The sequence below is a fragment of the Desulfoluna sp. HI9BLuna genome (assembly GCF_056829775.1).
In genome coordinates this window covers 3020070-3041624 of sequence record NZ_CP186555.1, presented here as the reverse complement: position 1 = coordinate 3041624, position 21555 = coordinate 3020070, and the positions used below count along the sequence as shown (strand labels likewise).

Annotated in this window: 17 protein-coding genes; 12 read left to right on the top strand and 5 right to left on the bottom strand. The window is 59.4% G+C overall.

The genetic code is table 11. The features are described 5' to 3' along the window. Positions 1 to 11: 11 nt before the first annotated feature. The 4 genes from ACOYW0_RS12305 to ACOYW0_RS12290 all read left to right on the top strand — a co-directional run bounded on the left by ACOYW0_RS12305 (position 12) and on the right by ACOYW0_RS12290 (position 2877). Positions 12 to 1241, top strand: a complete 1230-nt coding sequence (locus tag ACOYW0_RS12305; RefSeq protein WP_180138515.1) for a bifunctional 3,4-dihydroxy-2-butanone-4-phosphate synthase/GTP cyclohydrolase II — start codon at positions 12 to 14, stop codon at positions 1239 to 1241. Positions 1242 to 1344: 103 nt separating this feature from the next. Continuing rightward, complete coding sequence (gene ribH, locus ACOYW0_RS12300; protein WP_482418713.1) at positions 1345 to 1824, top strand: 6,7-dimethyl-8-ribityllumazine synthase; 480 nt, start codon at positions 1345 to 1347, stop codon at positions 1822 to 1824. Next, positions 1825 to 2229, top strand: coding sequence for a transcription antitermination factor NusB (nusB, locus tag ACOYW0_RS12295; RefSeq protein WP_482418712.1), 405 nt, complete (start codon positions 1825 to 1827; stop codon positions 2227 to 2229). A gap of 21 nt (positions 2230 to 2250) precedes the next feature. Beyond that, on the top strand, positions 2251 to 2877 hold the full coding sequence (locus ACOYW0_RS12290; RefSeq protein ID WP_482418711.1) for an MBL fold metallo-hydrolase: 627 nt from the start codon (positions 2251 to 2253) through the stop codon (positions 2875 to 2877). 150 nt (positions 2878 to 3027) lie between these two features. Here the strand turns inward: ACOYW0_RS12290 and ACOYW0_RS12285 are convergent, their stop codons facing one another. Next, positions 3028 to 3237: a rubredoxin gene (locus tag ACOYW0_RS12285; RefSeq protein WP_482418710.1), complete on the bottom strand. Its 210-nt coding sequence runs from the start codon at positions 3235 to 3237 to the stop codon at positions 3028 to 3030. Between the two features lie 155 nt (positions 3238 to 3392). Then, entirely contained in the window at positions 3393 to 3791 is a 399-nt protein-coding gene (locus tag ACOYW0_RS12280) for a hypothetical protein (RefSeq protein WP_482418709.1), read from the bottom strand. 620 nt (positions 3792 to 4411) lie between these two features. Here ACOYW0_RS12280 and ispG point away from each other — a divergent pair. The 3 genes from ispG (at position 4412) to ACOYW0_RS12265 (ending at position 9427) form a co-directional block, all read left to right on the top strand. Further along, entirely contained in the window at positions 4412 to 5488 is a 1077-nt protein-coding gene (gene ispG, locus ACOYW0_RS12275) for a flavodoxin-dependent (E)-4-hydroxy-3-methylbut-2-enyl-diphosphate synthase (protein ID WP_482418708.1), read from the top strand. 72 nt (positions 5489 to 5560) lie between these two features. Beyond that, positions 5561 to 7081 carry a proline--tRNA ligase gene (proS, locus tag ACOYW0_RS12270; RefSeq protein ID WP_482418707.1) on the top strand — a complete coding sequence of 507 codons (1521 nt, stop codon included), beginning with the start codon at positions 5561 to 5563 and terminating at the stop codon, positions 7079 to 7081. Between the two features lie 195 nt (positions 7082 to 7276). Beyond that, a complete protein-coding gene (locus tag ACOYW0_RS12265) occupies positions 7277 to 9427 on the top strand; it encodes a RelA/SpoT family protein (RefSeq protein ID WP_482418706.1) in 2151 nt (716 codons plus the stop codon). Between the two features lie 244 nt (positions 9428 to 9671). Here ACOYW0_RS12265 and ACOYW0_RS12260 read toward each other — a convergent pair whose 3' ends face one another. From ACOYW0_RS12260 to ACOYW0_RS12250, 3 genes are all read right to left on the bottom strand, one after another. Continuing rightward, positions 9672 to 11174, bottom strand: coding sequence for an HD-GYP domain-containing protein (locus ACOYW0_RS12260; protein ID WP_482418705.1), 1503 nt, complete (start codon positions 11172 to 11174; stop codon positions 9672 to 9674). 425 nt (positions 11175 to 11599) lie between these two features. Next, positions 11600 to 12283 carry a S1 family peptidase gene (locus ACOYW0_RS12255; RefSeq protein WP_482418704.1) on the bottom strand — a complete coding sequence of 228 codons (684 nt, stop codon included), beginning with the start codon at positions 12281 to 12283 and terminating at the stop codon, positions 11600 to 11602. A gap of 21 nt (positions 12284 to 12304) precedes the next feature. Then, a complete protein-coding gene (locus ACOYW0_RS12250) occupies positions 12305 to 13954 on the bottom strand; it encodes a BCCT family transporter (RefSeq protein WP_482418703.1) in 1650 nt (549 codons plus the stop codon). A gap of 837 nt (positions 13955 to 14791) precedes the next feature. On the opposite strand from ACOYW0_RS12250, the gene ACOYW0_RS12245 reads away from it, so the two are divergent. The 5 genes from ACOYW0_RS12245 (at position 14792) to ACOYW0_RS12225 (ending at position 21430) form a co-directional block, all read left to right on the top strand. After that, entirely contained in the window at positions 14792 to 15934 is a 1143-nt protein-coding gene (locus tag ACOYW0_RS12245) for an acyl-CoA dehydrogenase family protein (protein WP_482418702.1), read from the top strand. Positions 15935 to 15945: 11 nt separating this feature from the next. After that, a complete protein-coding gene (locus ACOYW0_RS12240) occupies positions 15946 to 16983 on the top strand; it encodes an acyl-CoA dehydrogenase family protein (protein WP_482418701.1) in 1038 nt (345 codons plus the stop codon). 478 nt (positions 16984 to 17461) lie between these two features. Beyond that, a complete protein-coding gene (locus ACOYW0_RS12235; RefSeq protein ID WP_482418700.1) occupies positions 17462 to 19078 on the top strand; it encodes an acyl-CoA carboxylase subunit beta in 1617 nt (538 codons plus the stop codon). A 175-nt stretch (positions 19079 to 19253) separates the two neighbouring features. Further along, a complete protein-coding gene (accC, locus tag ACOYW0_RS12230; RefSeq protein WP_482418699.1) occupies positions 19254 to 20744 on the top strand; it encodes an acetyl-CoA carboxylase biotin carboxylase subunit in 1491 nt (496 codons plus the stop codon). A 161-nt stretch (positions 20745 to 20905) separates the two neighbouring features. Next, positions 20906 to 21430 carry an acyl-CoA carboxylase biotin carboxyl carrier protein subunit gene (locus tag ACOYW0_RS12225; protein ID WP_482418698.1) on the top strand — a complete coding sequence of 175 codons (525 nt, stop codon included), beginning with the start codon at positions 20906 to 20908 and terminating at the stop codon, positions 21428 to 21430. The last annotated feature ends 125 nt before the right edge of the window (positions 21431 to 21555 follow it).

Genomic DNA, 21555 nt, shown 5'->3' with positions numbered 1-21555 from the left:
AGGAGTCTGATATGCCCGTTATATCCATCGAAGAAGCCATTGAAGAGATTCGCGCAGGTCGCATGGTCATCCTGGCCGATGACGAAGACCGTGAAAACGAAGGAGACCTGACCATGGCCGCCGAGGCGGTCACTCCCGAGGCCATCAACTTCATGGCCAAATACGGACGGGGGCTCATCTGCCTGCCCATGTCCTCTCAGATGTGCGACCACCTGGACCTGCCCATGATGGTGGACGACAACACCAGCCAGTTCGGCACCGGGTTCACCGTCTCCATCGAAGCCAAAAAAGGGGTCACCACCGGCATCTCCGCCGCGGACCGCGCCACCACCATCCTGACGGCCGTGGCCGATGAGACCAAGGCGGCCGACATTGCCCGCCCGGGCCACATCTTCCCCTTGCGCGCCCGTGACGGCGGGGTCATGGTCCGCGTGGGCCAGACCGAAGGGTCCGTGGACCTGGCGCGTCTTGCCGGTCTCAAGCCTGCCGCCGTTATCTGCGAGATCATGGATGACGACGGCACCATGGCCCGCATGCCCTCCCTGGAGGAGTTCAGCAAGGAGCACGGCATCGGCATCTGCACCGTGGCGGACCTGGTGGAGTACCGCATGAAGAAGGAGTCCTTCGTCAAGCGGGCCGCCGAAACCATCATCCCCACCTCCTTTGGCGGGGACTTCAAGATCATCGCCTATGAAAACGACCTGGACAACCTCACCCACATCGCCATGGTCAAAGGGGAGATCAACCCGGAGGAGCCCGTTCTCGTACGCGTCCACTCCGAGTGCATGACCGGCGATATCTTCGGGTCCATGAAGTGCGACTGCGGCGATCAGCTCCAGCGCGCCATGGCCCGCATCAACGACGAAGGTTCAGGGGTCATCCTCTACCTTCGCCAGGAAGGCCGCGGCATCGGCCTGGTGAACAAGCTGAAGGCTTACGAACTCCAGCGCCAGGGCTACGACACCGTGGAGGCCAACGAAAAACTCGGCTTCAAGGCAGACCTGAGGGATTACGGCATCGGTGCCCAGATGCTCGCCGACATCGGCGTGCGCAAGATGCGCCTGATGACCAACAACCCCAAGAAGATGGTTGGCCTTCAGGGCTACGGGCTCTCCGTTGTGGAGCAGGTGCCCATTGAGGTGCACACCAACGTCTACAACCAGGGCTACCTGACCTGCAAGAAGCTGAAGATGGGCCACACCCTGAACATCGAGCCAAAAAAAGACTCCCACAACATGTAGGGAGTCCCCAAGGACAACAAACCCGGAGCGGTCGGCTTGCCGGTCGCTCCTGTTTTCACATTTTAGACTGACGCCTATAAACCAATAGGGAAAGGGATTCACCATGCCCAATATCATCCAGTCCAGCCTGACCTCCGAAGGCAAAAAATTTGCCATCGTCGTAAGCCGTTTCAACGACTTCATCACCGAACGACTTGTGGGCGGTGCCGTGGACGCCCTGACGCGCAGCGGCACAAAAGATGCCGACATCGACATCATCAAGGTCCCCGGTGCCTTTGAGATTCCCCTGCTGGCCCAGAAAGCCGTGCAGACCGATAAATACGATGCCGTCATCTGCCTGGGTGCCGTCATCCGCGGGGCCACCCCCCACTTTGACTACGTCTGCGCCGAAGTATCCAAGGGCGTGGCCCATGTCAGCCTGGAAGCCAACATCCCCGTCATCTTCGGGGTCGTCACCACCGATACCATCGAGCAGGCCATTGAACGGGCCGGCACAAAAGCCGGGAACAAAGGCTTTGACTGTGCCCTGTCTGCCATCGAAATGGCCAACCTCATGACCGTCATGGATGAAGGACAGAAGTAAATGGGAGTAAGACGAGGCGCACGGGAGCTTGCGTTGCAGGCTCTCTTTTTTGCGGATATAAAGCCCCAGGCCCGCCGCGACGCGGTGCAGCTCTTTCGGGACAACTACATCACCGACGAGGCGTATCTGCCCTTTTTCGATACCCTCACCGAAGGTGTTCTGGACAACCTGGAAGAGATCGACGCCGCCATCGCAAACCGATCCAAGAACTGGAAGGTCTACCGCATGTCTTCCGTGGATCGCAATGCCTTGCGGGTCGGGGTGTTTGAGATCATGTTCCTTGAAGATGTCCCGGACAAGGTAGCCATCAACGAGGCCATTGAGATCGGCAAACACTTTGGAACCGCAGAGTCGGGCGCCTTTATCAACGGTATCCTCGATGCCGTGTCCGCTGACAAAAGCTAAACTCTTTAGGAGGACCCGACCTTGTTGATCACAGACCTTGTTGTGGGACCCATCGGTGCAAACTGCATCATCCTCGGATGCGAAACCACCCGCGAAGCAGTGGTTATCGACCCCGGCGACGACGCCTCACGTATCTTGAAGGCCCTGGCCGATGAAAAGCTCACCGTTAAAGCCATCATCAACACCCACGGCCACTTTGACCATGTGGGGGCCAACAAGCGCCTGAAAGAGGCCACGGGCGCTGATCTCATGATCCATGAAGCCGACGCGTCCATGCTCCAGGAGCTCTCGGTGACGGCCATGGCCTTCGGGCTCAAGGCGGAAAACTCGCCCCCGGCCGACCGTCTCCTCACCGACGGGGACACCATCACCTTCGGCAACAAGACCCTGGCGGTCCTCCACACACCGGGGCATACCCCCGGCGGGATCACCTTATACTGCAAGGACGAGAAGGCGGCCTTTGCAGGGGACACTCTCTTCTACGGCTCCATCGGAAGAACCGACCTCCCCGGCGGCAACTACGCCACCCTCATCGCCAGCATTAAGGAGCAGCTCTTTTCCCTGCCCGATGATACCGTGGTCTACACCGGCCACGGCCCCAAGACCACCATCGGCACCGAAAAGCAGTACAACCCCTTTCTCAAGTAGAAGGGGGCGGGCATGACGCCCTAACTCCGGTACCAAATCAAAACGGGCCGTTTCCCATCCAAAAAAAGATGGGAAACGGCCCGTTTTTTTTAAGGCGTCACAGCGGTAACGATTCAGCTCAAACAAGCCTCCGGCGGCTCGCCTGCCTCCCTACCCCTCCTCTTCCGCCACCGAGCCGGGACCTGCCAGGGGCCGGAAGCTCTTTTTGGAAGCCTGGCAGAACGGACAGGCCCAGTCATCGGGCAGATCCTTAAACGCGGTGCCGGGCGGGGTGTTGGTTTTGGGTTCCCCTTTGTCGGGGTCGTACACATAACCGCAGTTGTGGACCTGGCATTGATACATGTCTTTGAGTGAAGCCATGGAAGCACCTCCTGAAAGGATTGACGAGGGGTCGACACCACAAATCATGTCGGGCTGCTGTCTGGACCAACGAAAGGACACTACGGCATAGCCTACCAAGTTTTTTGGTATTGTTCCAAGATGTTTTGACGCGACAACCGGAGGTTGCCCCCGGCTTAAACAAACGCTCCCAGCTGACATGCCCGGATCTTGACCCCCGTCTTTTCGCAGGCCCCGGCCAGAAGGGCCCGGGAGAGACCGTCCTCCTTTGCCTTGGCAAAAATTTCCCTGCAGGTGACATGCCCCTTTGCCTCGGCGCTTTCATCCAGCCATGCCGCCACCTCATCAGAGATGACCTCTGGGATCTGGATCCGCTTCTGCTTGCCGGGTCCAAACCCGAAGAGCCCCAGCTGGCAGGTCTCTATACGAATTTCGAGCTCATCAAGGCATGACCCGGCCTCCCCGGGGGTCACACCACAGCGCAGGGCCGTGGACAAGGCCAGGGCACAGCTGATGCGCCCCTGCCTTGCAGCCCCCTTCAACTCCTTGACTACCTGGTCTTTTGACACTGCCATTGCGCTACCTCCCCGTACACAGATCGTTCCTCGGTTAATTTACCCCAAGCCCCCATAAAACGGGCCTTTTCCACACCTCATTTCCCTTGCCATGGGCTGTGCTGTTCTGATACTCTTTTCCAACATTTACCGTAACGGCTCCCGCCAAAAACAACGCACTCCACTCATCCCGACCGGCAGGTGGCATCCACGCTCCGGTGGTGACCATCGTCTCCAAGACCATGGTCACGGGCACCGCCCCGTGGCGCACGGGATGTTTGCCTGTTTTTCCGTGTCGTTACACAAAGAAAGATCCCCGGATGCATCCCACGGATCGCGCCCCGCAGAGCCGGTCGCCACAAAGGCAAGGCTCCCTGGCGGCTCGCCGCCGGACAAGGCGGCAACCCCGTGAATCAAGTGATCTGTTTGTTACATTTCCGGGAGCCCGACGTTCAGACATGCATCACGACGAGAGGGAACCGTCTGGTTTGCCCACAGCCCGTCTGATACAATAACAGTTGGAAGGCGCTTTCGCCAAGCCCCACGGCACCGCGCCGGGGTGAGTCTGCCCCGGCCCGTAGCGGCCCCACCCTGCCGAAGCCGTATGGCACCGGCCCCTTCCGACGAAAGAGATACGACCCATGTCCCTGGTTCAGACACGAAAAAAAACACGAACCCTCCGTGTCGGAGGGGTGGCCGTGGGCGGTGACGCCCCCATCTCGGTGCAGTCCATGACCAACACCCGCACCGAAGACATCAAGGCCACCGTGGCCCAGATCCACCGCCTGCAAGAGGCGGGGTGCGAGATCGTCCGGGTGGCGGTCCCCGGCATGGAGGCAGCCGAAGCCATCGCCGCCATCAAAAAAGAGATCGCCATTCCCCTCATCGCAGACATCCACTTCGACCATCGGCTGGCCATTGCCGCCGCTGAAAACGGAGCCGATGCCCTGCGCATCAACCCGGGGAACATCGGCAGCCGGGAAAAGGTCGTCAAGGTGGTCGCCTGCGCCAAAGAGCGCGGCTTGCCCATCCGCATCGGGGTCAACGCCGGGTCCCTCTCCCAGGAGATCCTGGACCGGTTCGACGGGGTCACCCCAGAGGCCATGGTGGCCAGCGCCATGGAGAACATCCGGATCCTTGAGGAGCTCGACTTTTTCGACATCAAGATCTCCCTCAAGGCGTCGGACGTCACACGCACCGTGGAGGCCTACCGCCTCCTCTCCGGTCAGGTGGACTATCCCCTGCACGTGGGGGTTACCGAAGCGGGCTCCCTGTTTCCCGGGGTGGTCAAGTCGTCCATCGGCATCGGCATGCTCCTCTCCGAGGGCATCGGGGACACCATCCGCGTCTCCCTGACCCGGGACCCGGTGGAGGAGATCCGCGTAGGCCAGGAGATCTTAAAGTCCCTGGAGCTCCGGCGCTTCGGCCCGGAGATTGTCTCCTGCCCCACCTGCGGCCGCTGCAACATCGACCTGTTCTCCATCGTGGAACAGGTGGAACAGGCCCTCATCGGCCGAAAGACTCCCATCAAGATCGCCATCATGGGATGCGTGGTCAACGGCCCAGGAGAAGCCCGGGAAGCCGACATCGGCGTGGCCGGCGGCCACGGCATCGGGATTCTGTTCAAAAAGGGACAGGTGGTGAAAAAATTCCCCGAAGATCAGTTGGTGGAGGTGCTCCTGGCCGCCATCGATGATTTTGAAAAAAACAAAGCGTAACGACTCAACAGCCCATACAGAAACGATCACGGCCTGCATTAAAAACCGGCCGATATACCCATGAGGACAACAATGGCAAAAAAGGTACAGACAGCGATTACCCCCACCCGAACCGAAGACTACCCCCAGTGGTACCAGCAGGTAGTCAAGGCCTCCGACATGGCCGAAAGCTCCCCTGTGCGCGGGTGCATGGTGATCAAGCCCTGGGGCTATGCCCTCTGGGAAAACATCCAGAAGTCCATGGACGCCAAATTCAAGAAGACCGGTGTGAGAAACGCCTACTTTCCCCTCTTCATCCCCTTGAGCTTCCTTGAAAAAGAGGCCGAGCACGTAGAAGGCTTTGCCAAGGAGTGCGCCGTGGTGACCCACCACCGCCTCGAAGCAGGGCCCGAAGGGGGCCTGGTGCCCGCAGGGGAGCTCGCCGAGCCCCTCATCGTGCGCCCCACCTCCGAGACCATCATCGGGGACTCCTTTGCCAAGTGGATCACCAGCTACAGGGACCTTCCCGTCCTCATCAACCAGTGGGCCAACGTGGTGCGCTGGGAGATGCGCACACGGACCTTCCTGCGCACCAGCGAGTTCCTCTGGCAGGAGGGGCACACCGCCCACGCCACCTCCGAAGAGGCGATTTCCCGCACCGAACAGATGCTGGAGGTCTACGCCAATTTTGCTGAAGAGTACCTCGCCATGCCGGTGATCAGGGGCCGCAAATCCGACTCCGAGCGTTTCCCCGGCGCCGTGGACACCCTCTGCATCGAAGCCATGATGCAGGACCGAAAAGCCCTTCAGGCTGGGACCTCCCACTTCCTCGGCCAGAACTTCGCCAAGGGATCGGGCATCACCTTCCAGAGCGCCGACGAAAAAGAAGAGTACGCCTGGACCACCTCCTGGGGCACCTCCACCCGCCTCATCGGCGGCATGATCATGACCCACGGCGACGACGACGGCGTCATCATGCCCCCCCGCATCGCCCCGGCCCACATCGTGCTTCTGCCCATCTTCCGCAAGCCCGAAGAAAAAGAAGAGGTCCTGGCCTACACCAGGAAGCTTGCCGAAGAACTCTCCCAGGTGACCTACCACGGCCGCGCCATCGAGGTGGAAGTGGACGAGCGCGAGATCGGCGGCGCCCGAGGCTGGGACTGGATCAAAAAAGGCATTCCCGTCCGCGCCGAGATCGGCCCCCGGGACATGAAAGAGGACTCGGTGTTCATGGCACGCCGGGACCTCTCCCCCAAAGAGAAGCGCGGGGTCAAACGCGAAGAGCTCCTGGCCACCCTGCCCGCCATCCTGGACGAGATCCAGCAGGCCCTTTTCGACCGGGCCCTGGCCCACCGGGAAGCCAACACCCGTCCCGTGGACGACAAAGAGGCATTCTACGCCTGGTTTACCCCGGAAAATGAAGAGAAGCCCGAAATCCACGGCGGATTTGCCCTCTCCCACTGGTGCGGGGACGGCGACTGTGAAGAGAAGATCAAAACCGACCTGAAGGTCACCATCCGATGCATCCCCTTTGAAGGCGACGAGGAAGAGGGAACCTGCATCTGCTGCGGCAAGCCCAGCAAAAAACGGGTGATCTTCGCCAAGGCATACTAATGAATACCCCCAAAGGGGCCGCCACATCCGGTGACGGCCCCTTTGGTTTTTGTTTGATGTCAACGTAACGATACGGTTTTTCTTTAAACAGTGCGCTCTAACGTGTCGCGTTATCAATGGCTGAATCGTTACATGTTCAAAAAAACCTTAACGTAAAAAATGGCCCCGGGGCCACGTGGTGAGGCAGCAGTACCGATGATCCGTATAAACGATATCCTGGACAGAATCATAGAAATCCATCCCGATGCCGACCTGGACATCGTGGAAAGGGCTTACATCTTTTCCGCGCGCGTCCACGACGGCCAGACACGCCTGTCCGGAGAGCCCTACCTCACTCACCCCCTGGAAGTGGCCTACATCCTGGCCGACATGAAACTCGACGTGGAGAGCGTGGCTGCCGCCCTGCTCCACGACGTGGTTGAAGACACCCACGCCACCGAAGAGGAGATCGCCCAGTACTTCGGCACCGGAGTGTGCCACATCGTGGCCGGGGTCACCAAACTCAGCAAACTCAGCTTTGCCACCTCCCAGCAACGCCAGGCCGAAAGCATCCGTAAGATGATCCTGGCCATGGCCAACGACATCCGCGTCATCCTCATCAAGCTGGCCGACCGTCTCCACAACATGCGCACCCTGAAGTTCCACAAGCGCGAGGAGAAAAAGAGGCAAATCGCCAAGGAGACCATGGACCTTTACGTGCCCATCGCCTCCCGCCTGGGGATCTACTGGCTCAAACAGGAGCTGGAGGACATTGCCTTTGAAACCCTGCAACCCGAAGAGTACAAAAAAATCAGGGAACAGGTAAAAGACGACCAGCTGTCCCAGGAAGAGGTGGTCTCCTCCACCAAAAACCGCATCAAGGGGCTCATGGAGGACGCAGGGCTTCACGGCCAAGTCATGGGCCGCTACAAGCAGCTCTACAGCATCCACCACAAAATGGTCTCCCAGCAGCTCACCTTTGATGAAATCTACGACCTCGTGGCCTTCCGCATCATCCTGGACACCATCCCCCAGTGCTACACGGCCTTGGGGATCATCCACAGCACCTGGAACCCCATCTCCGGAAAATTCAAAGACTACATCGGCGTGCCCAAGCCCAACATGTACCAGTCCCTCCACACCACGGTGGTGGGGCCCGGGGGGCACCGCATCGAGGTGCAGATCCGCACCAAGGAGATGGACAAAGTCGCCAAATCCGGCATCGCCGCCCACTGGTCTTACAAAGAGGGCAAGGTGGCCGACGAGAAACTGGGGGAAGCCTACGCCTGGGTCCAGGACCTGGTGGAGAACCAGGAAAACGTCAAAAACCCCGGCGAGTTCATGGAGAACGTCCGCATCGACCTCTTCCAGGACGAGGTGTACGTCTTCAGCCCCAAGGGGGAGATAAAAACCCTGCCCAAAGGCGCCACCCCCATCGACTTTGCCTACGCCATCCACACCGAAGTGGGCAACCAGTGCAGCGGCGCCAAGGTCAACGGCCGCCTGGTCTCCCTCACCTATGAGCTCCAGACCGGTGACGCCGTGGAGATCATCATCACCAAGGGCAACACCCCCAGTAAGGACTGGATCGGCTTTGTAAAAACCGTAAAAGCCCGCGCCAGGATCCGGCATTTCATCCGCTCCGAGGAGAAAGAGCACAGCGTGGCCCTTGGCAAGGACCTGCTGGAAAAAGAGTTCAGGAAACACGGCCTCAACTTCAACAAGCTCTCGGCCACGCCGGAGATGGAAGAGGCCGCCGCTGCCTTCGGCTTCAAGGGCGCCTCCTCCCTCGTGGAAAACGTGGGCTACGGCAAGGTGACCCCCCGCCAGGTGGCAAACCGCTTCCTTCCCCAGGAGAGCAAGCAAGACAAGCCCGAACACTCCCTCTTCCACCGGCTCATGGGCCGGTCCCGGAAGAAAAAAGAGGGGGATGCCGTCATCGTCAAGGGTATCGACAACATCCTCATCCGCCTGGGCAAATGCTGCAACCCCGTCCCCGGGGACGAGATCACCGGCTACGTGACCCAGGGCCAGGGCATCACCATCCACCGCAGCAACTGCACCAATGCCCTCACCATGAGCCCGGAGCGCTGCGTGGACGTCACCTGGGCCAGCGAAACCCAGGAGAGCCTTCCCGTAAGCATCCTCGTGCGATCCCAGGACCAGGTGGGCCTGCTTGCCAAGATCACCTCGGCCATCAGCGACAGCCGCGCCAACATCGTGGACCTGGTCATGAGCCGCCAGGACCAGGGCGGCTACGAATGCACCTTTACCCTCAACGTCAGCAACACCGATCAGATCAAAAAGGTCATCCAGAACATCAAGCGCATCCGCTCCGTCCGAGAGGTGCGACGCATCGGCGACTGATGCGCCTTGGGCAGTCCTGCCGGAGGCTAAACGTTTAAAAAAGTTCAACAAACAGATTTTAAAAAAAACTTTTTGAATAAATTTTTACTTTAAAGGCGGATGTGGTTTGACCCGAGGAACGAGGGCAAAACACATCCGCAACCTGCTTTCAAGGTGGCACACCTTGCCGCCGGAGGCTGTTTTTTTTGAGCTGAACAGTTACCTCACTTTAAACATAGAAGAGCCCCCTGTGTCAGGGTAGTTGTCACCCCGCCCGAAGCACCTCGTCCTCCCCGGCCTTGTCCTCAAAACAGCGTGCAATCTCCACAAATCGGTGTTCGCAGGCCACAAAAGCATCCACCACAGCGGGATCGAAATGGGTCCCCCGGCCCTCCAGAATAATCTTGCGAGCCTCTTCATGGGGACAGGCCTCCTTGTAGACCCTTTGGGACCGCAGGGCGTCGTAGACATCGGCCAGGGCCATGAGCCTTGCCGAAAGGGGGATGTCCGAACCCGCAAGTCCCCGGGGATACCCGCTGCCGTCCCACTTCTCATGGTGACTTCCCGCAATCTCACGGGCACAGGCCAGAAACGAGGTGTCCGCACCGGGCCCCATCTTCAGCTCGGCCCGCCGGATGGCCTCCTCCCCCTTGAGGGTATGGAGCTTCATTACGGCAAACTCCTCTTTGGTCAGGGGACCCGTTTTCAAAAGAATCGCGTCCGGCACCCCCACCTTTCCGATGTCATGGAGGGGAGCGGTCTTGTACAGAAGATCCACCACCGAAGGGGGCAGTACCCCGCCGTAGGCAGGCACCTGTGCCAGGGTCTCTGCCAGGAGCTTCACGTAATGCTGGGTTCGCCGGATATGGGAGCCGGTTTCGTTGTCCCGGGTCTCGGCCAGGGAGGCCATGCTGTTGATGATCACGTCCCGCAGCCGCTCCACCATGAGGTTCTGCTCTTTAAGCCCTGCGATCATCCGGTTTGTGTAGCTGGCGATAACCCCGAGCTCGTTGTTGAAGGCCACAGGCACCCGGGTGTCGAAATCACCGGCGGACACCGCCCTGAGGGTCCGGGTCTCTTCCTCCAGAAACAGGTGAATGTTCCGGGCATAGGTCATGACGATGTTGGCCGTGTACCCCATGAGAATGGTGATGATAAAAGCCTGGTTGAAAAAGACCGACTTCCTGTCCTCAGCCGTCATGATGTGGCTGTCCAGCCAGCAAAAATCATTGAAATAGACGACAATCATGGTAACGGTCACCGCCGTAAGGGAGGCCACCGTAACCAGCACCAGCTTTCTGGACACGGACACAAAGTGTCCCGATGTGGTAAAAAGCCCCCGCCCGATCTTCATGGCCAGTCGACGGTTGTGGATCAACCCCAGGTCCGCCCCGACAAAAAAGCCCAGGCTCAAAAAGCCGGTGATCACCTCAACCGAACTCCTCGTCCCGCCACCCCACCAGGTGTCCAACAGCACGCTGACGAGAAGCCCCACCAGGCCCAAAAGCGCCACATCCAGAAAAAAGAGCCCGGCCACCTGCAGCCGGGGAGACGTGATACAAAACACGAAACGACTGAGAAGCCACCTTGCCCCGCGCACCAAAATCAATGCGGTGCCCATTAAGAGAAACCACGGCATCTTCGGAACCGATGCAACCATGGGACAGATCCCAACTCCGTAGCCTCCCATGACGGCAAGGACCAGTATATAATGAACCGAGGCCCGCGGGTCGTACTCCTGGCTCTCGGCAACGGTATTGCAACGCATGTAAGCAAACTCCCGGAGGGTAAAAGAGGTCGTCAGTGTTCAGCTCAAAGCAACTTCCGACGTAAAAATGATGCCGAATCGCTATGGAGCCATTCAACCCTGATCGCATGGGGACCGCGTCCCCCCCAGGGTAAACGTCAAGCCGCACCCGTCATGATGCAGGGAACATTTTCACCCGGGATCTGACGTGTGATATACCTGCCCCTTCCCACTGTCAACATCTGTTGACAAATCATGGACAATCTGCGCCAGGCCAGCGCCCTACCGGTCGTAAAAAAAAATAAAACCGGGAGCATAACCATCCACGCGGGGTCTTGCAGCCACACGTCCATATGCACCCGGCAATGCACGTCACGCACAAAAAAAACGCCCTCGGTTCTCACCGAAGGCGTTTTCATGTTTCTCAACAGATCACATCAGATTCGTCAGGAGACCTCGAGCCCCTTTTTTTCCATCAAGGCAAGGCCGTACTCAATGGAGACGGCATAGCTGATCTGGGTGTGGTACCCCGAAGGCCGACTGCCCCGGGCAAAATCACCCCCGTCTTCAACCGGGGAAAATCGCCCGATGACCACCCCGATAACCCGGCCGTCATCGGCATTGACCAGGGGGCCTCCGGCCACGCCGTCAAACACCATGGTGTCGAAAAGCAAAAGCCGCTTTCCGTTTCTGGAGCACACCTTGGAGCTCAGAATCGCACTCTGGGCCACGAGGTTGTGCATTTCGTCGTGGCCGAAGGGAAACCCGAGGCTGAGAAGGCTGGTACCTATAATCAGGTTCTCGGTGGTCCCCCCAAGGTGGTCCGGAGTCCGGATACGCAGGTTTCGATCGATCTCCAAAAGCGCCACATTGTGGACCGTGTCCGCAGCCGCCACCGAGACGCTCATGGCCGACACCCGGTCCAGGCTGATGGGCATGAAATCGTCCGGGTTGCTCGTGGGAACCACCATCAAGCCTTCGGGATCCTCCTCAATGAGGTGGGCTGCCGTCAGCAGGTACCCGTCGTCGTGCATGAGAAAGGCCGTCCCCAAAAACACAACGGAGCTCTCCTTCTTCCGCACCAGCATCATGCACCCGCCTGCAAATTTCTGACTCACATCCTGTAACATCGCTTATCCTCCTTTTGCAGATCAGGCGCTCTTCTTACGCGCAAACACAACGTGGGGCGCCTCGGCACCCTCGATCTCAAACTCTTCGCCCTTCTTTTTCCCGGTCTTCACGCTGAAGGTCTGGACCCCGATGTACTCGTTGAGCCCTTTCTTCAGGCTCACGCACATGATGATCAGGACAATGCCGAAGGGAAGGCCCGTGGTGATTACCGCAGACTGCAGGGCGGCCAGGCCGCCGCAGAGCAGCAGGGTCGCCGCCACCACCCCTTCCAGGATGGCCCAGAAAAGACGCTGGGGAATGGGGGGATCCGGGTTACCGCCGGCGGTGATGATGTCGATGACCATGGACCCCGAATCCGACGAGGTCACGAAAAAGCTCACCACCACGAGAACCCCCAGCACACAGGAGATGCCGGATAAAGGAAAGTGCTCAAGAAGGACAAACAAAGAGACCGGCACGTTCTTGGCCACAGCCTCGGCAATGCCGCCGCCACCGAACATCTCGATGAACAGCGCGGAGTTCCCGAACACCGTCAGCCACACAAAGGTGACAAAGGCCGGAATGCAGAGGACCCCCATGATAAACTCACGGACGGTACGCCCCTTGGAGACTCGGGCGATAAACATCCCCACAAAGGGAGACCAGGCAATCCACCACCCCCAGTAAAAGACGGTCCAGCCGTTCTGCCAGTTGGTGTTCTCAAAGGTTTCGCTCCAGGTGGCCAGCTTGGGAAAGTTCTGAATGTAGGATCCGATGTTTTCGAGGAGACCGTTGAAAATAAAGAGCGTGGGACCGCACACCAGAACAAAGAGCAACAGCCCCGTGGCCAGCCAAACATTGAGCTCCGAGAGCCTTCGGATACCCGCATCCAGCCCCTTCACCACAGACGTCGTTGCAATGGCCGTAATCCCTGCGATGAGCCATAGCTGGGTGGTGGCACTCTGCTCCCACCCGAAAAGGTGGGCCAGACCGGCGTTGATCTGCTGAACACCGAACCCCAGGGACGACGCCACACCAAAAAGGGTGGCCACCGTGGCCAGAATGTCGATGACGTTGCCCCAGAAGCCGTGGATACGCTCTCCGAGAAGGGGGTAAAACACCGCGCGGATGGAGAGGGGAAGCCCTTTGTTAAAGCTGAAAAAGGCCAGGGCCAGTCCCACGATGGAGTAGACGGCCCAGGGGTGGAATCCCCAGTGGAGAAAAGTGATGGCCATGGCGGTTCGCGCTGCTTCCGTGGGGCCATCTGAAGGAAACGGGCTGGCACCGAAGTGGTACATGGGCTCTGCCACCCCGTAAAAAAGAAGGCCGATGCCCATGCCCGCGGAAAAGAGCATGGAAAACCAGCTGAGGGTGCTGAAATCAGGTTCGGCGTCTTCCCCTCCCAGTCGGATGTCTCCGTACCGGCTGAACATCAGGTAGAGGGCAAAGAAGAGGATGATGTTCATGGTCCAGATAAAAAACCAGCCGGCATTGGAGGAAATCGCGGCCTGAAGCGGCCCAAAAAAATCGCCGACCTTCTGGTGAAAAAAGATGGTAAACACCACAAAGCCAACAATAATGGCTGCTGAGGTGAAAAAAACCTGGGGATGGACATCAAAGCGGGGAGACGCGCCCGAAGGCGCAGAAGAGGCATCGGAAGCCCCCTGAGGGTTTAACTCGCTGTCTGTCATAAGAAAAATCCACTGAGTGTTTCAAGAAACCCGAAGGGCGATGAAGATCCCTGGCCGCCGACCCTGTTTAACCGGGCCTTCAGAGCATCATGAAACCCTGCAGCACACCCGAGGAAATCAAGCCATAAACCTGATTTCCTCGGGTGTTGCTGCCGGAAAGCTGCCGTGCGAGTCCCATGAAAAATATGCCTGCAGATCCTTCTCGCCTCTCCGGAACAACCGGAATCCGGCCCACGGGCATTAAGGACAACCTTACCGGGGGCCGAGAAAACATGCGGGATGATCACTCACTTCATACCTTACACGAGCAGCATACTACCCGAAATTTAAAATACTAAGAAAGCAATAAAGCAACAATTTGTTTTCAAATAACTTTTCAAAACTTGGTCGCACATAAAAAGCGCGGCAAAGTCAGTCATCTCGCAAAAACCGAAACAGGCTAACATAAATAAAGGAACTTTAAAACCCTTGTAATTATGATGCTAACAGCGCCCCATCCCCGCCTTATGGCGCAGACGTACGCCCATCAAGGGAATCTCGCCATACACGTAACCTTCTGTTTCACAGATTTAAATTTTCGCATAACGGGACATTTGCAACACAAGGATTCCTAATATTAGATGGGAATTCAACGCCACACCGTATTCGGCCTGACGCCCCTGAAAATCTCGCGTGATACCCGACCCTTGCCCCGGATCTCCCCACTCTTTTCTTGACTTTTGATATGAATTATATTTTTATTCTGAATATCATTCAATTCTGGAATTGCGTTTTACCCAAGCTTCCCGCCGGCCCTGCCTTTTCGCCGGATCCATCCATCCCACCCCTGGAGGCCTTATGGAATTCGCGTTTACCAAAGACCAACTGATGTTCAAAAAAGAGGTGATCCGATTTGCCCGGAAAGAGATCGTCCCCCGCGTGGAAGAGAACGATCGGAACCACACCTTCGACTTTGACGCCTTTCGGAAAATGGGAGAGTTCGGCCTTCTGGGCCTCCACCTCCCGGAAACCTACGGCGGCTCCGGCGCCGACGTGGTCACCACGGTTCTGGCTGGAGAAGCCCTGGGAGAAGCAGGAGTGGACGGAGGGCTCACCCTCTCCTACGGCGCCCACTCCTTCCTCTGCGCCGACACCCTCTGCTGCCACGGCACCGAGGCCCAAAGGCAAACATACCTGCCGGACCTCATCTCCGGCGCAAAAATCGGCTGCATGGGGCTCACCGAACCCAGCGCCGGCTCCGACGTCGCCTCCATGAAAACCACGGCCACCAGAAAGGGCGACACCTATGTGTTAAACGGCAGCAAAACCTTCATCACCAACGGCCCCATCGCCGATGTGGCCCTCATCTACGCCAAAACCGACCCGACCAAAGCCCACGACGGCATCTCCGCATTCATCGTCGAGAAAGGCACCCCCGGCTTTGAGGCCGGGCCGCCCATGAACAAACTGGGCTGCAGAAGCTCCCAGACATCGGAACTCTTCTTCTCCGACTGCGCCATCCCTGCAGAAAACCTGGTGGGCGCCGAAGGCACGGGCTTTCTCATGGCCATGCAGACCGTGGAGTGGGACCGCAGCGCCCTGCTCTCCCCCATGGTGGGCGGCATCAACCACGCCCTTGCCCGCTCCGTGGCCTACGCCAAGGGCAGGGAACAGTTCGGGCGCCCCATCGGCGCGTTCTACGCCACCAAAGAGAAACTCGCCTCCATGAAGATCTTCGCCGAAGCGGCCAAGCTCCTTGTCTACCGTATCGCCTGGTGCAAAGGCCAGGGCAAGCCCGTCAACCACCTGGAAGCAGCCGTGGCCAAACTCTTTGTGGGGGACTGGCTCCTGGGCCCCAGCAACGACGCCCTCCTGCTCCACGGCGGATACGGCTACTGCCACGAGTACGGCATGGAACGCATCTTCAGGGACGGACGCCTCGCCCCCATCGGCGGCGGCACCTCCGATGTCCAGAAAATGATCATCTCCAAAATGATATAGGGGGACCTGCCATGAACTTTGAGCACACCCGGGAAGAACGCGACCTGTTCCTCTCCCTTGAAACCATCCTCGGCACCCACCCCGATGAGCACCCGAAAGCCCTCATCGACCTGCTCTCGGATACCGGCTACACAACCCTGGACGCCCCCGGCCTCGCCACGGCCCTTCCCGGCGCACAGGAACGCCTGGCCCAGTGGAACCCCAACGCCTACCGCACCATTGAATACGGCCTGCGCATCGCAGCGCCCCTTCTAAAGCGGTTTGGCCAGAAATCCTGGCACGCAGACTGGGTGGAACCCGTCCAAAGCGGAAAAACCCTTGCCACCGCAGCCTTTGACACCCCTCCGGGCGCCGAAGGCCTCACCGGAACATCCCACAAAAACGAGACCCTCATATCCGGTACCTTAACGGGCATCCCCGGAGCCGACATCGCCGACCTTATCGTGGCCGCAGGCACCGTGGACGAAGCCCCGGCCCTGTTTCTCATCGAGCAGGGAACCCAGGATATCTTCCTCACCCGGGGAGCCACCGGCCTATTTACCCTGACGGCCCGCGGCGCAAGCCTTGCCCATACCCACGTATCCGTCCTTGAGCCAGGCGCCCCCATGGCCCCGCTTCTCACCCTCCTGAAAACCCAGCTCCAGGCATCCGAAGCCACCGGCCACGCCGCCGCCCTTTTCGAACAGGCCAAAAAAGCGGCCAAAACCAAACCCGACGGTGGCAAGCCCCCCATCGCACGCCAGGAAGTGGGCTTCACCCTGGCCACCATGTACACCCTGCTCCAGACCAGCCGCCTCATGAACGCCAACGCCTCAGCCCTCATCGCCACCGAAGAGAGCGACGCCGCCATGGCCGCCCACTGCGCCCGGGTCTTCTGCAGCAACGCCGCCGAAGAGATCGCCTCCTCCGCCCTCTCCGTCATGGGCGAACAAGGATTTGAAAAAGGAGGCCCCGCCGACCGCCTGGCAACCATTCAGGCCCTGCGCGTGGAAGGCGCCTCCGTGGGCCAGACCAAAGAGGCCATCGGCAACATGCTGCTGAAATATTAACGGCATAAAAAGCAGCCTCCGGCGGCCAGGTGGGGGCACCTGGAAACCCTATGGCGAATGCATGGAGGCAGCCTTGATGCTCACGTTTTCGGGGCATTCGCGTGGGGTGTGCCACGTAACAACCGCTTTTGCAGAAGAGGCCTGTTTCATTCTTATAGAAACCAGATGAAGGGCAGTGGGGATTCGCTTACTTTAAACCTGGTCGCACACCTCGCTGCTAAAGACACCATGATTGAATCCAATTTCGGTCAAGTAGAGACACCGTGACCACAGCCTTGCGGAACTTGTAGAAATGTTAGGACAATCACCTGCTTTTGTGGCGGGCGTAGCCCGCAGCGAACGCCATTGCGATTTGCCCTGAGGAACGAAGGGCGAAGCGCAATGGCAATCAGCTTTCGAGGTGGCTCACCTCGCCGCCGGAGGCACGCTTTTGTTTTTTCCCTGTGCCCTAAGAAATGATTCCAAACACGGAGGATATATGGCTGTTATCAGATCTGCGGTGAATACAACGTCTGACACCTACCGAAAGAATGTTGAGGCAATGTCCGAGCGGGTGGGGGTTTTGAAGGAACGGCTCCAGGAAGCACGGGAGGCCCGGTCAGACAAGGCGAAATCCCGGCTGGCTCAGCAAAACAAGCTGTCGGTGCGGGAGCGGCTGGACCTTCTCTTGGATCGCAACACACCTTTTCTGGAGTTGGGGGCCCTGGCAGCCTACGGCCAGTACGACGGCAAGGTCCACGGTGCGGGCAGCGTCATGGGCATCGGAGTAATTCACGGCCGGGAGGTGATGGTCCACGCCAACGACCCCACCATCAAGGGGGGCACGGTCTATCCCATGGGGGTGAAAAAGACCCTCCGGTGCCAGGCCGTGGCCATGGAGAACCGCCTGCCCACGGTCTACCTCATTGATTCGGGCGGGGCCTTTCTACCCCTGCAGTCCGAGGTGTTTCCCGATATCGACGACGGAGGCCGGGTCTTCTACAACCAGGCCATGATGTCCAAGATGGGCATCCCTCAGATCACCTCGGTCATGGGGCTTTGCACGGCCGGGGCCGCCTACATCCCGGCCATGAGCGACGAGGTGGTCCATGTAAAGGGCACCGGCGCCATCTTCCTGGGCGGACCGCCCCTGGTCAAAGCCGCCACCGGCGAAGAAGTCACCGCCGAAGAGCTGGGCGGATCCGACCTCCACTGTCGGGAGTCCGGGGTCTCTGATTACCAGGCGGAAAACGATGCCCAGGCCCTTGCCATGGTGCGCGAGTCCGTCCGCCAGCTTCCCGGAAATGGCAAAAGCACCATGCCCATGGCCGAGCCCACCGAGCCCCTCTACGACCCCGAAGAGCTCTACGGCATCGTCAGCCATGAGCTGAAAATACCCTACGACGTCCGGGAGATCATCGCCCGCCTCGTGGACGGCAGCGACTTCCACGAATTCAAGCCTTTGTACGGCTCTACCCTGGTGTGCGGCTTCGCCCATATCCACGGCTACCCCGTGGGCATCCTGGGCAACAACGGCATCCTCTTCTCCGAGAGCGCCCTCAAGGCCACCCAGTTCATCCAGCTCTGCGACCGACGTGGCATCCCCCTGGTCTTCCTCCAGAACATCAACGGCTACATCATCGGCAAGGCCTATGAGGCCCAGGGCATCACCAAGGATGGCCACAAGATGGTCAACGCCGTGGCCACCGCCTCGGTGCCCAAGTTCACCGTCATGGTGGGAGCCTCCTTCGGCGCCGGAAACTACGGCATGTGCGGCAGGGCCTACAGCCCCCGCCTCCTCTGGACCTGGCCCTGCCACGAGATCGGCGTCATGGGCGGCGAGCAGGCCGCAGGCGTCCTTGTCACCGTCAAAAACGACCAACTCGCCCGGGAAGGACAGCCCCCCCTCACCGACGAGATGGTCGATCAGATCAAGGTCCCGGTCATGGACGCCGCCCGAAAGGAAGGCGACGCCTACTACAGCACCTCCCACCTCTGGGACGACGGCATCATCGACCCCAAAGACACCCGCACCGTCCTGGCCCTCTCCATCTCCGCAGCCCTCAACGCCCCCCTGCGTGACGACAAGGAAGGGTTTGGAGTGTTCAGGATGTGAAAAGAAATAGCCTCCGGCGGCGAGGTGTGCCACCTCGAAAGCTGAGGACTATAGGGAATGTGATGAGCCTGAGGAACGAAGGCGAAAGAGCATTCCCGAACCTGGGGTCCAGGGGATTTATCCCCTGGCCGCCGGAGGCACGCTTTTTAACCCGATGTTAACGACGAGGCAAAAAATGACTCAGACCATTGATAAGGTATTGATCGCCAATCGAGGGGAGATTGCGATTCGGATTATGCGCACCTGCCGTGAGATGGGAATCGGGACGGTGGCGGTGTATTCGGAGGTGGACCGCAAGGCGGCCCATGTGCTGGCCGCGGACGAGGCAGTGTGTATCGGGCCTGCCGAGGCGGCGCAGAGTTATCTCAACATGGACGCCATTGTTGGGGCGGCACGTAGCACGGGGGCTCAAGCGATCCACCCGGGATACGGGTTCCTGGCGGAGAACGCGGAGTTTGCGGAACGATGCAGGGCCGAGGGGTTTCTCTTCATTGGACCGGAGCCTGAGGTGATCCACCTGCTGGGGGACAAGACGGCGGCAAGAAAAAGACTGTCTGCCGAAGGGCTTCCCATCATCCCGGGGACCTTGGGGGGTGAGGCCTCCTTGGAAGAGCAGGAGAAGGCGGCCCTTGCCATGGGGTATCCCGTGGTGGTGAAGGCGGCTGCCGGGGGCGGGGGCAAGGGGATGAGAACCGTCTCGCGGCCTGCGGAGCTGGAGGCGGCCCTGGCGGCAGCTTCGGCCGAAGCGTTGGCTGCCTTCGGAAGCGGCGAGGTTTACATCGAGAAATACTTAGAAGGGCCCCGCCACATCGAGGTACAGATCCTGGCCGATACCTTCGGAAACGCCATCCACCTTATTGAGCGGGAGTGTTCGGCCCAGCGGCGCCACCAGAAAATCGTGGAGGAATGCCCCTCGCCGGTGGTGGACGAAACGCTCAGGCACACCATGGGCATGGCGGCGGTCAACGCGGCCAAAGCCGTGGGGTACACCAACGCAGGCACCTTTGAGTTCCTGGTGGACCAGGAGATGAACTTTTACTTTCTGGAGGTCAACACCCGCCTTCAGGTAGAGCACCCCGTCACCGAGATGGTCACCGGCGTGGACCTGGTGAGAGAGCAGATCCGCATTGCAGCGGGCGAGCCCCTGGCCTTGTCCCAGGAGGACATCATCCCACGGGGCCACGCCGTGGAGTGCCGCATCTACGCCGAAGACCCGGCAAACAACTTCATGCCCTGCCCCGGCACCCTCCGGACCCTGGAAGAACCCTCAGGCCCCGGCGTCCGCGTGGACAGCGGGGTCTACCAGGGGTGGACCGTGCCCATGGAGTACGACCCCATTCTCTCCAAGCTCATCACCTTCGGCCAGGACCGACAGGCTGCCACCCAGCGCATGCTCCAGGCCTTGAAACAAACCGTCATCACCGGCATCAAAAGCCCCGTGCCCTTTCTCATCGACCTTCTGGAATCCGAAGCGTTCCGGGACGGCCAGATCAAAACCGACACCATTGACACCACCCTCTCGGGCTGGGCCCCAACCCCTCCGGTGACCGAGGCCCTCCTCGCCTACGTTGCCCACGACCTCTTCGGCCAGGCAAAGACTGCACAGCCCCAAGGCCCCTCTGCCCACCCGTCCCCCTGGACCCGGCTCGGGCCTTTTCGAATATAAGCAGGGGATAAATCCCTTGCACCCCAGGCTCGCGAATGCTCCCGGCCTTTGTTCCTCAGGCCGATCCCATTCGCTGACGGGCTTCGCCCGTAATCATCATAAAAGGCAAAGCGCTTCACCAAAAGCCATCAAACGAAGGTTCATTCCACATGGAGAAGGCCATGGACTACCGATGCAAAACAGGAGACACCGAAACCGTCCTCACCTGTACCGCCCACAAGGACGAATTCACAACTGAAATCGACGGAATCCCCTACACCGTCTCGGCTGTACCCGTGGATAAGACAAAACTCCATCTGTTTATCAACGGCCGAAGCTTCCTTGCCCATGTCGAGGAGATCGAAGGCGGCAAACGCGTCACCATAGGCGGCGTTCCCGTGGAAATCTTCGACGCGGACCGGCTTGCCCACGCACCAAGCCCCCCCGACGAGCTGCCGGGAGACGTCACTCCGCCCATGCCCTCGGTGGTGGTGGCCGTCCTCGTGGCCCCGGGCGACCAGGTGGACAAAGGCACCCCCCTTGTCACCGTCTCCGCCATGAAGATGGAGACCACACTGGCAGCCCCCTTTCACGCCAGGGTCTCGGCCATCAACGCCAACCCGGGCGATCAGGTGATGCCGGGTGAGATCCTTGTAAGCCTTGAACCCAAAGGGCAGGAGGAAGAAAAAACAGGAACCGGCGGCTAAACCGGACAATCAGCAATGTTAAAATCACGACTCATGCGACGTCGACGCTTGCGACCCTGTCCAAAGAGACCGTGTATCTATTCAGCTCAAAAAATAGCCTCCGGCGGCAAGGTGTGCCACCTTGA

Coding starts and splice junctions, on each gene's coding strand:
- ACOYW0_RS12305 (WP_180138515.1), top strand. CDS start 12: ATGCCCGTTATATCCATCGAAGAAGCCATTGAAGAGATTCGCGCAGGT.
- ribH (WP_482418713.1), top strand. CDS start 1,345: ATGCCCAATATCATCCAGTCCAGCCTGACCTCCGAAGGCAAAAAATTT.
- nusB (WP_482418712.1), top strand. CDS start 1,825: ATGGGAGTAAGACGAGGCGCACGGGAGCTTGCGTTGCAGGCTCTCTTT.
- ACOYW0_RS12285 (WP_482418710.1), bottom strand. CDS start 3,237: ATGGCTTCACTCAAAGACATGTATCAATGCCAGGTCCACAACTGCGGT.
- ACOYW0_RS12280 (WP_482418709.1), bottom strand. CDS start 3,791: ATGGCAGTGTCAAAAGACCAGGTAGTCAAGGAGTTGAAGGGGGCTGCA.
- ispG (WP_482418708.1), top strand. CDS start 4,412: ATGTCCCTGGTTCAGACACGAAAAAAAACACGAACCCTCCGTGTCGGA.
- proS (WP_482418707.1), top strand. CDS start 5,561: ATGGCAAAAAAGGTACAGACAGCGATTACCCCCACCCGAACCGAAGAC.
- ACOYW0_RS12265 (WP_482418706.1), top strand. CDS start 7,277: ATGATCCGTATAAACGATATCCTGGACAGAATCATAGAAATCCATCCC.
- ACOYW0_RS12260 (WP_482418705.1), bottom strand. CDS start 11,174: ATGCGTTGCAATACCGTTGCCGAGAGCCAGGAGTACGACCCGCGGGCC.
- ACOYW0_RS12255 (WP_482418704.1), bottom strand. CDS start 12,283: ATGTTACAGGATGTGAGTCAGAAATTTGCAGGCGGGTGCATGATGCTG.
- ACOYW0_RS12250 (WP_482418703.1), bottom strand. CDS start 13,954: ATGACAGACAGCGAGTTAAACCCTCAGGGGGCTTCCGATGCCTCTTCT.
- ACOYW0_RS12245 (WP_482418702.1), top strand. CDS start 14,792: ATGGAATTCGCGTTTACCAAAGACCAACTGATGTTCAAAAAAGAGGTG.
- ACOYW0_RS12240 (WP_482418701.1), top strand. CDS start 15,946: ATGAACTTTGAGCACACCCGGGAAGAACGCGACCTGTTCCTCTCCCTT.
- ACOYW0_RS12235 (WP_482418700.1), top strand. CDS start 17,462: ATGGCTGTTATCAGATCTGCGGTGAATACAACGTCTGACACCTACCGA.
- accC (WP_482418699.1), top strand. CDS start 19,254: ATGACTCAGACCATTGATAAGGTATTGATCGCCAATCGAGGGGAGATT.
- ACOYW0_RS12225 (WP_482418698.1), top strand. CDS start 20,906: ATGGACTACCGATGCAAAACAGGAGACACCGAAACCGTCCTCACCTGT.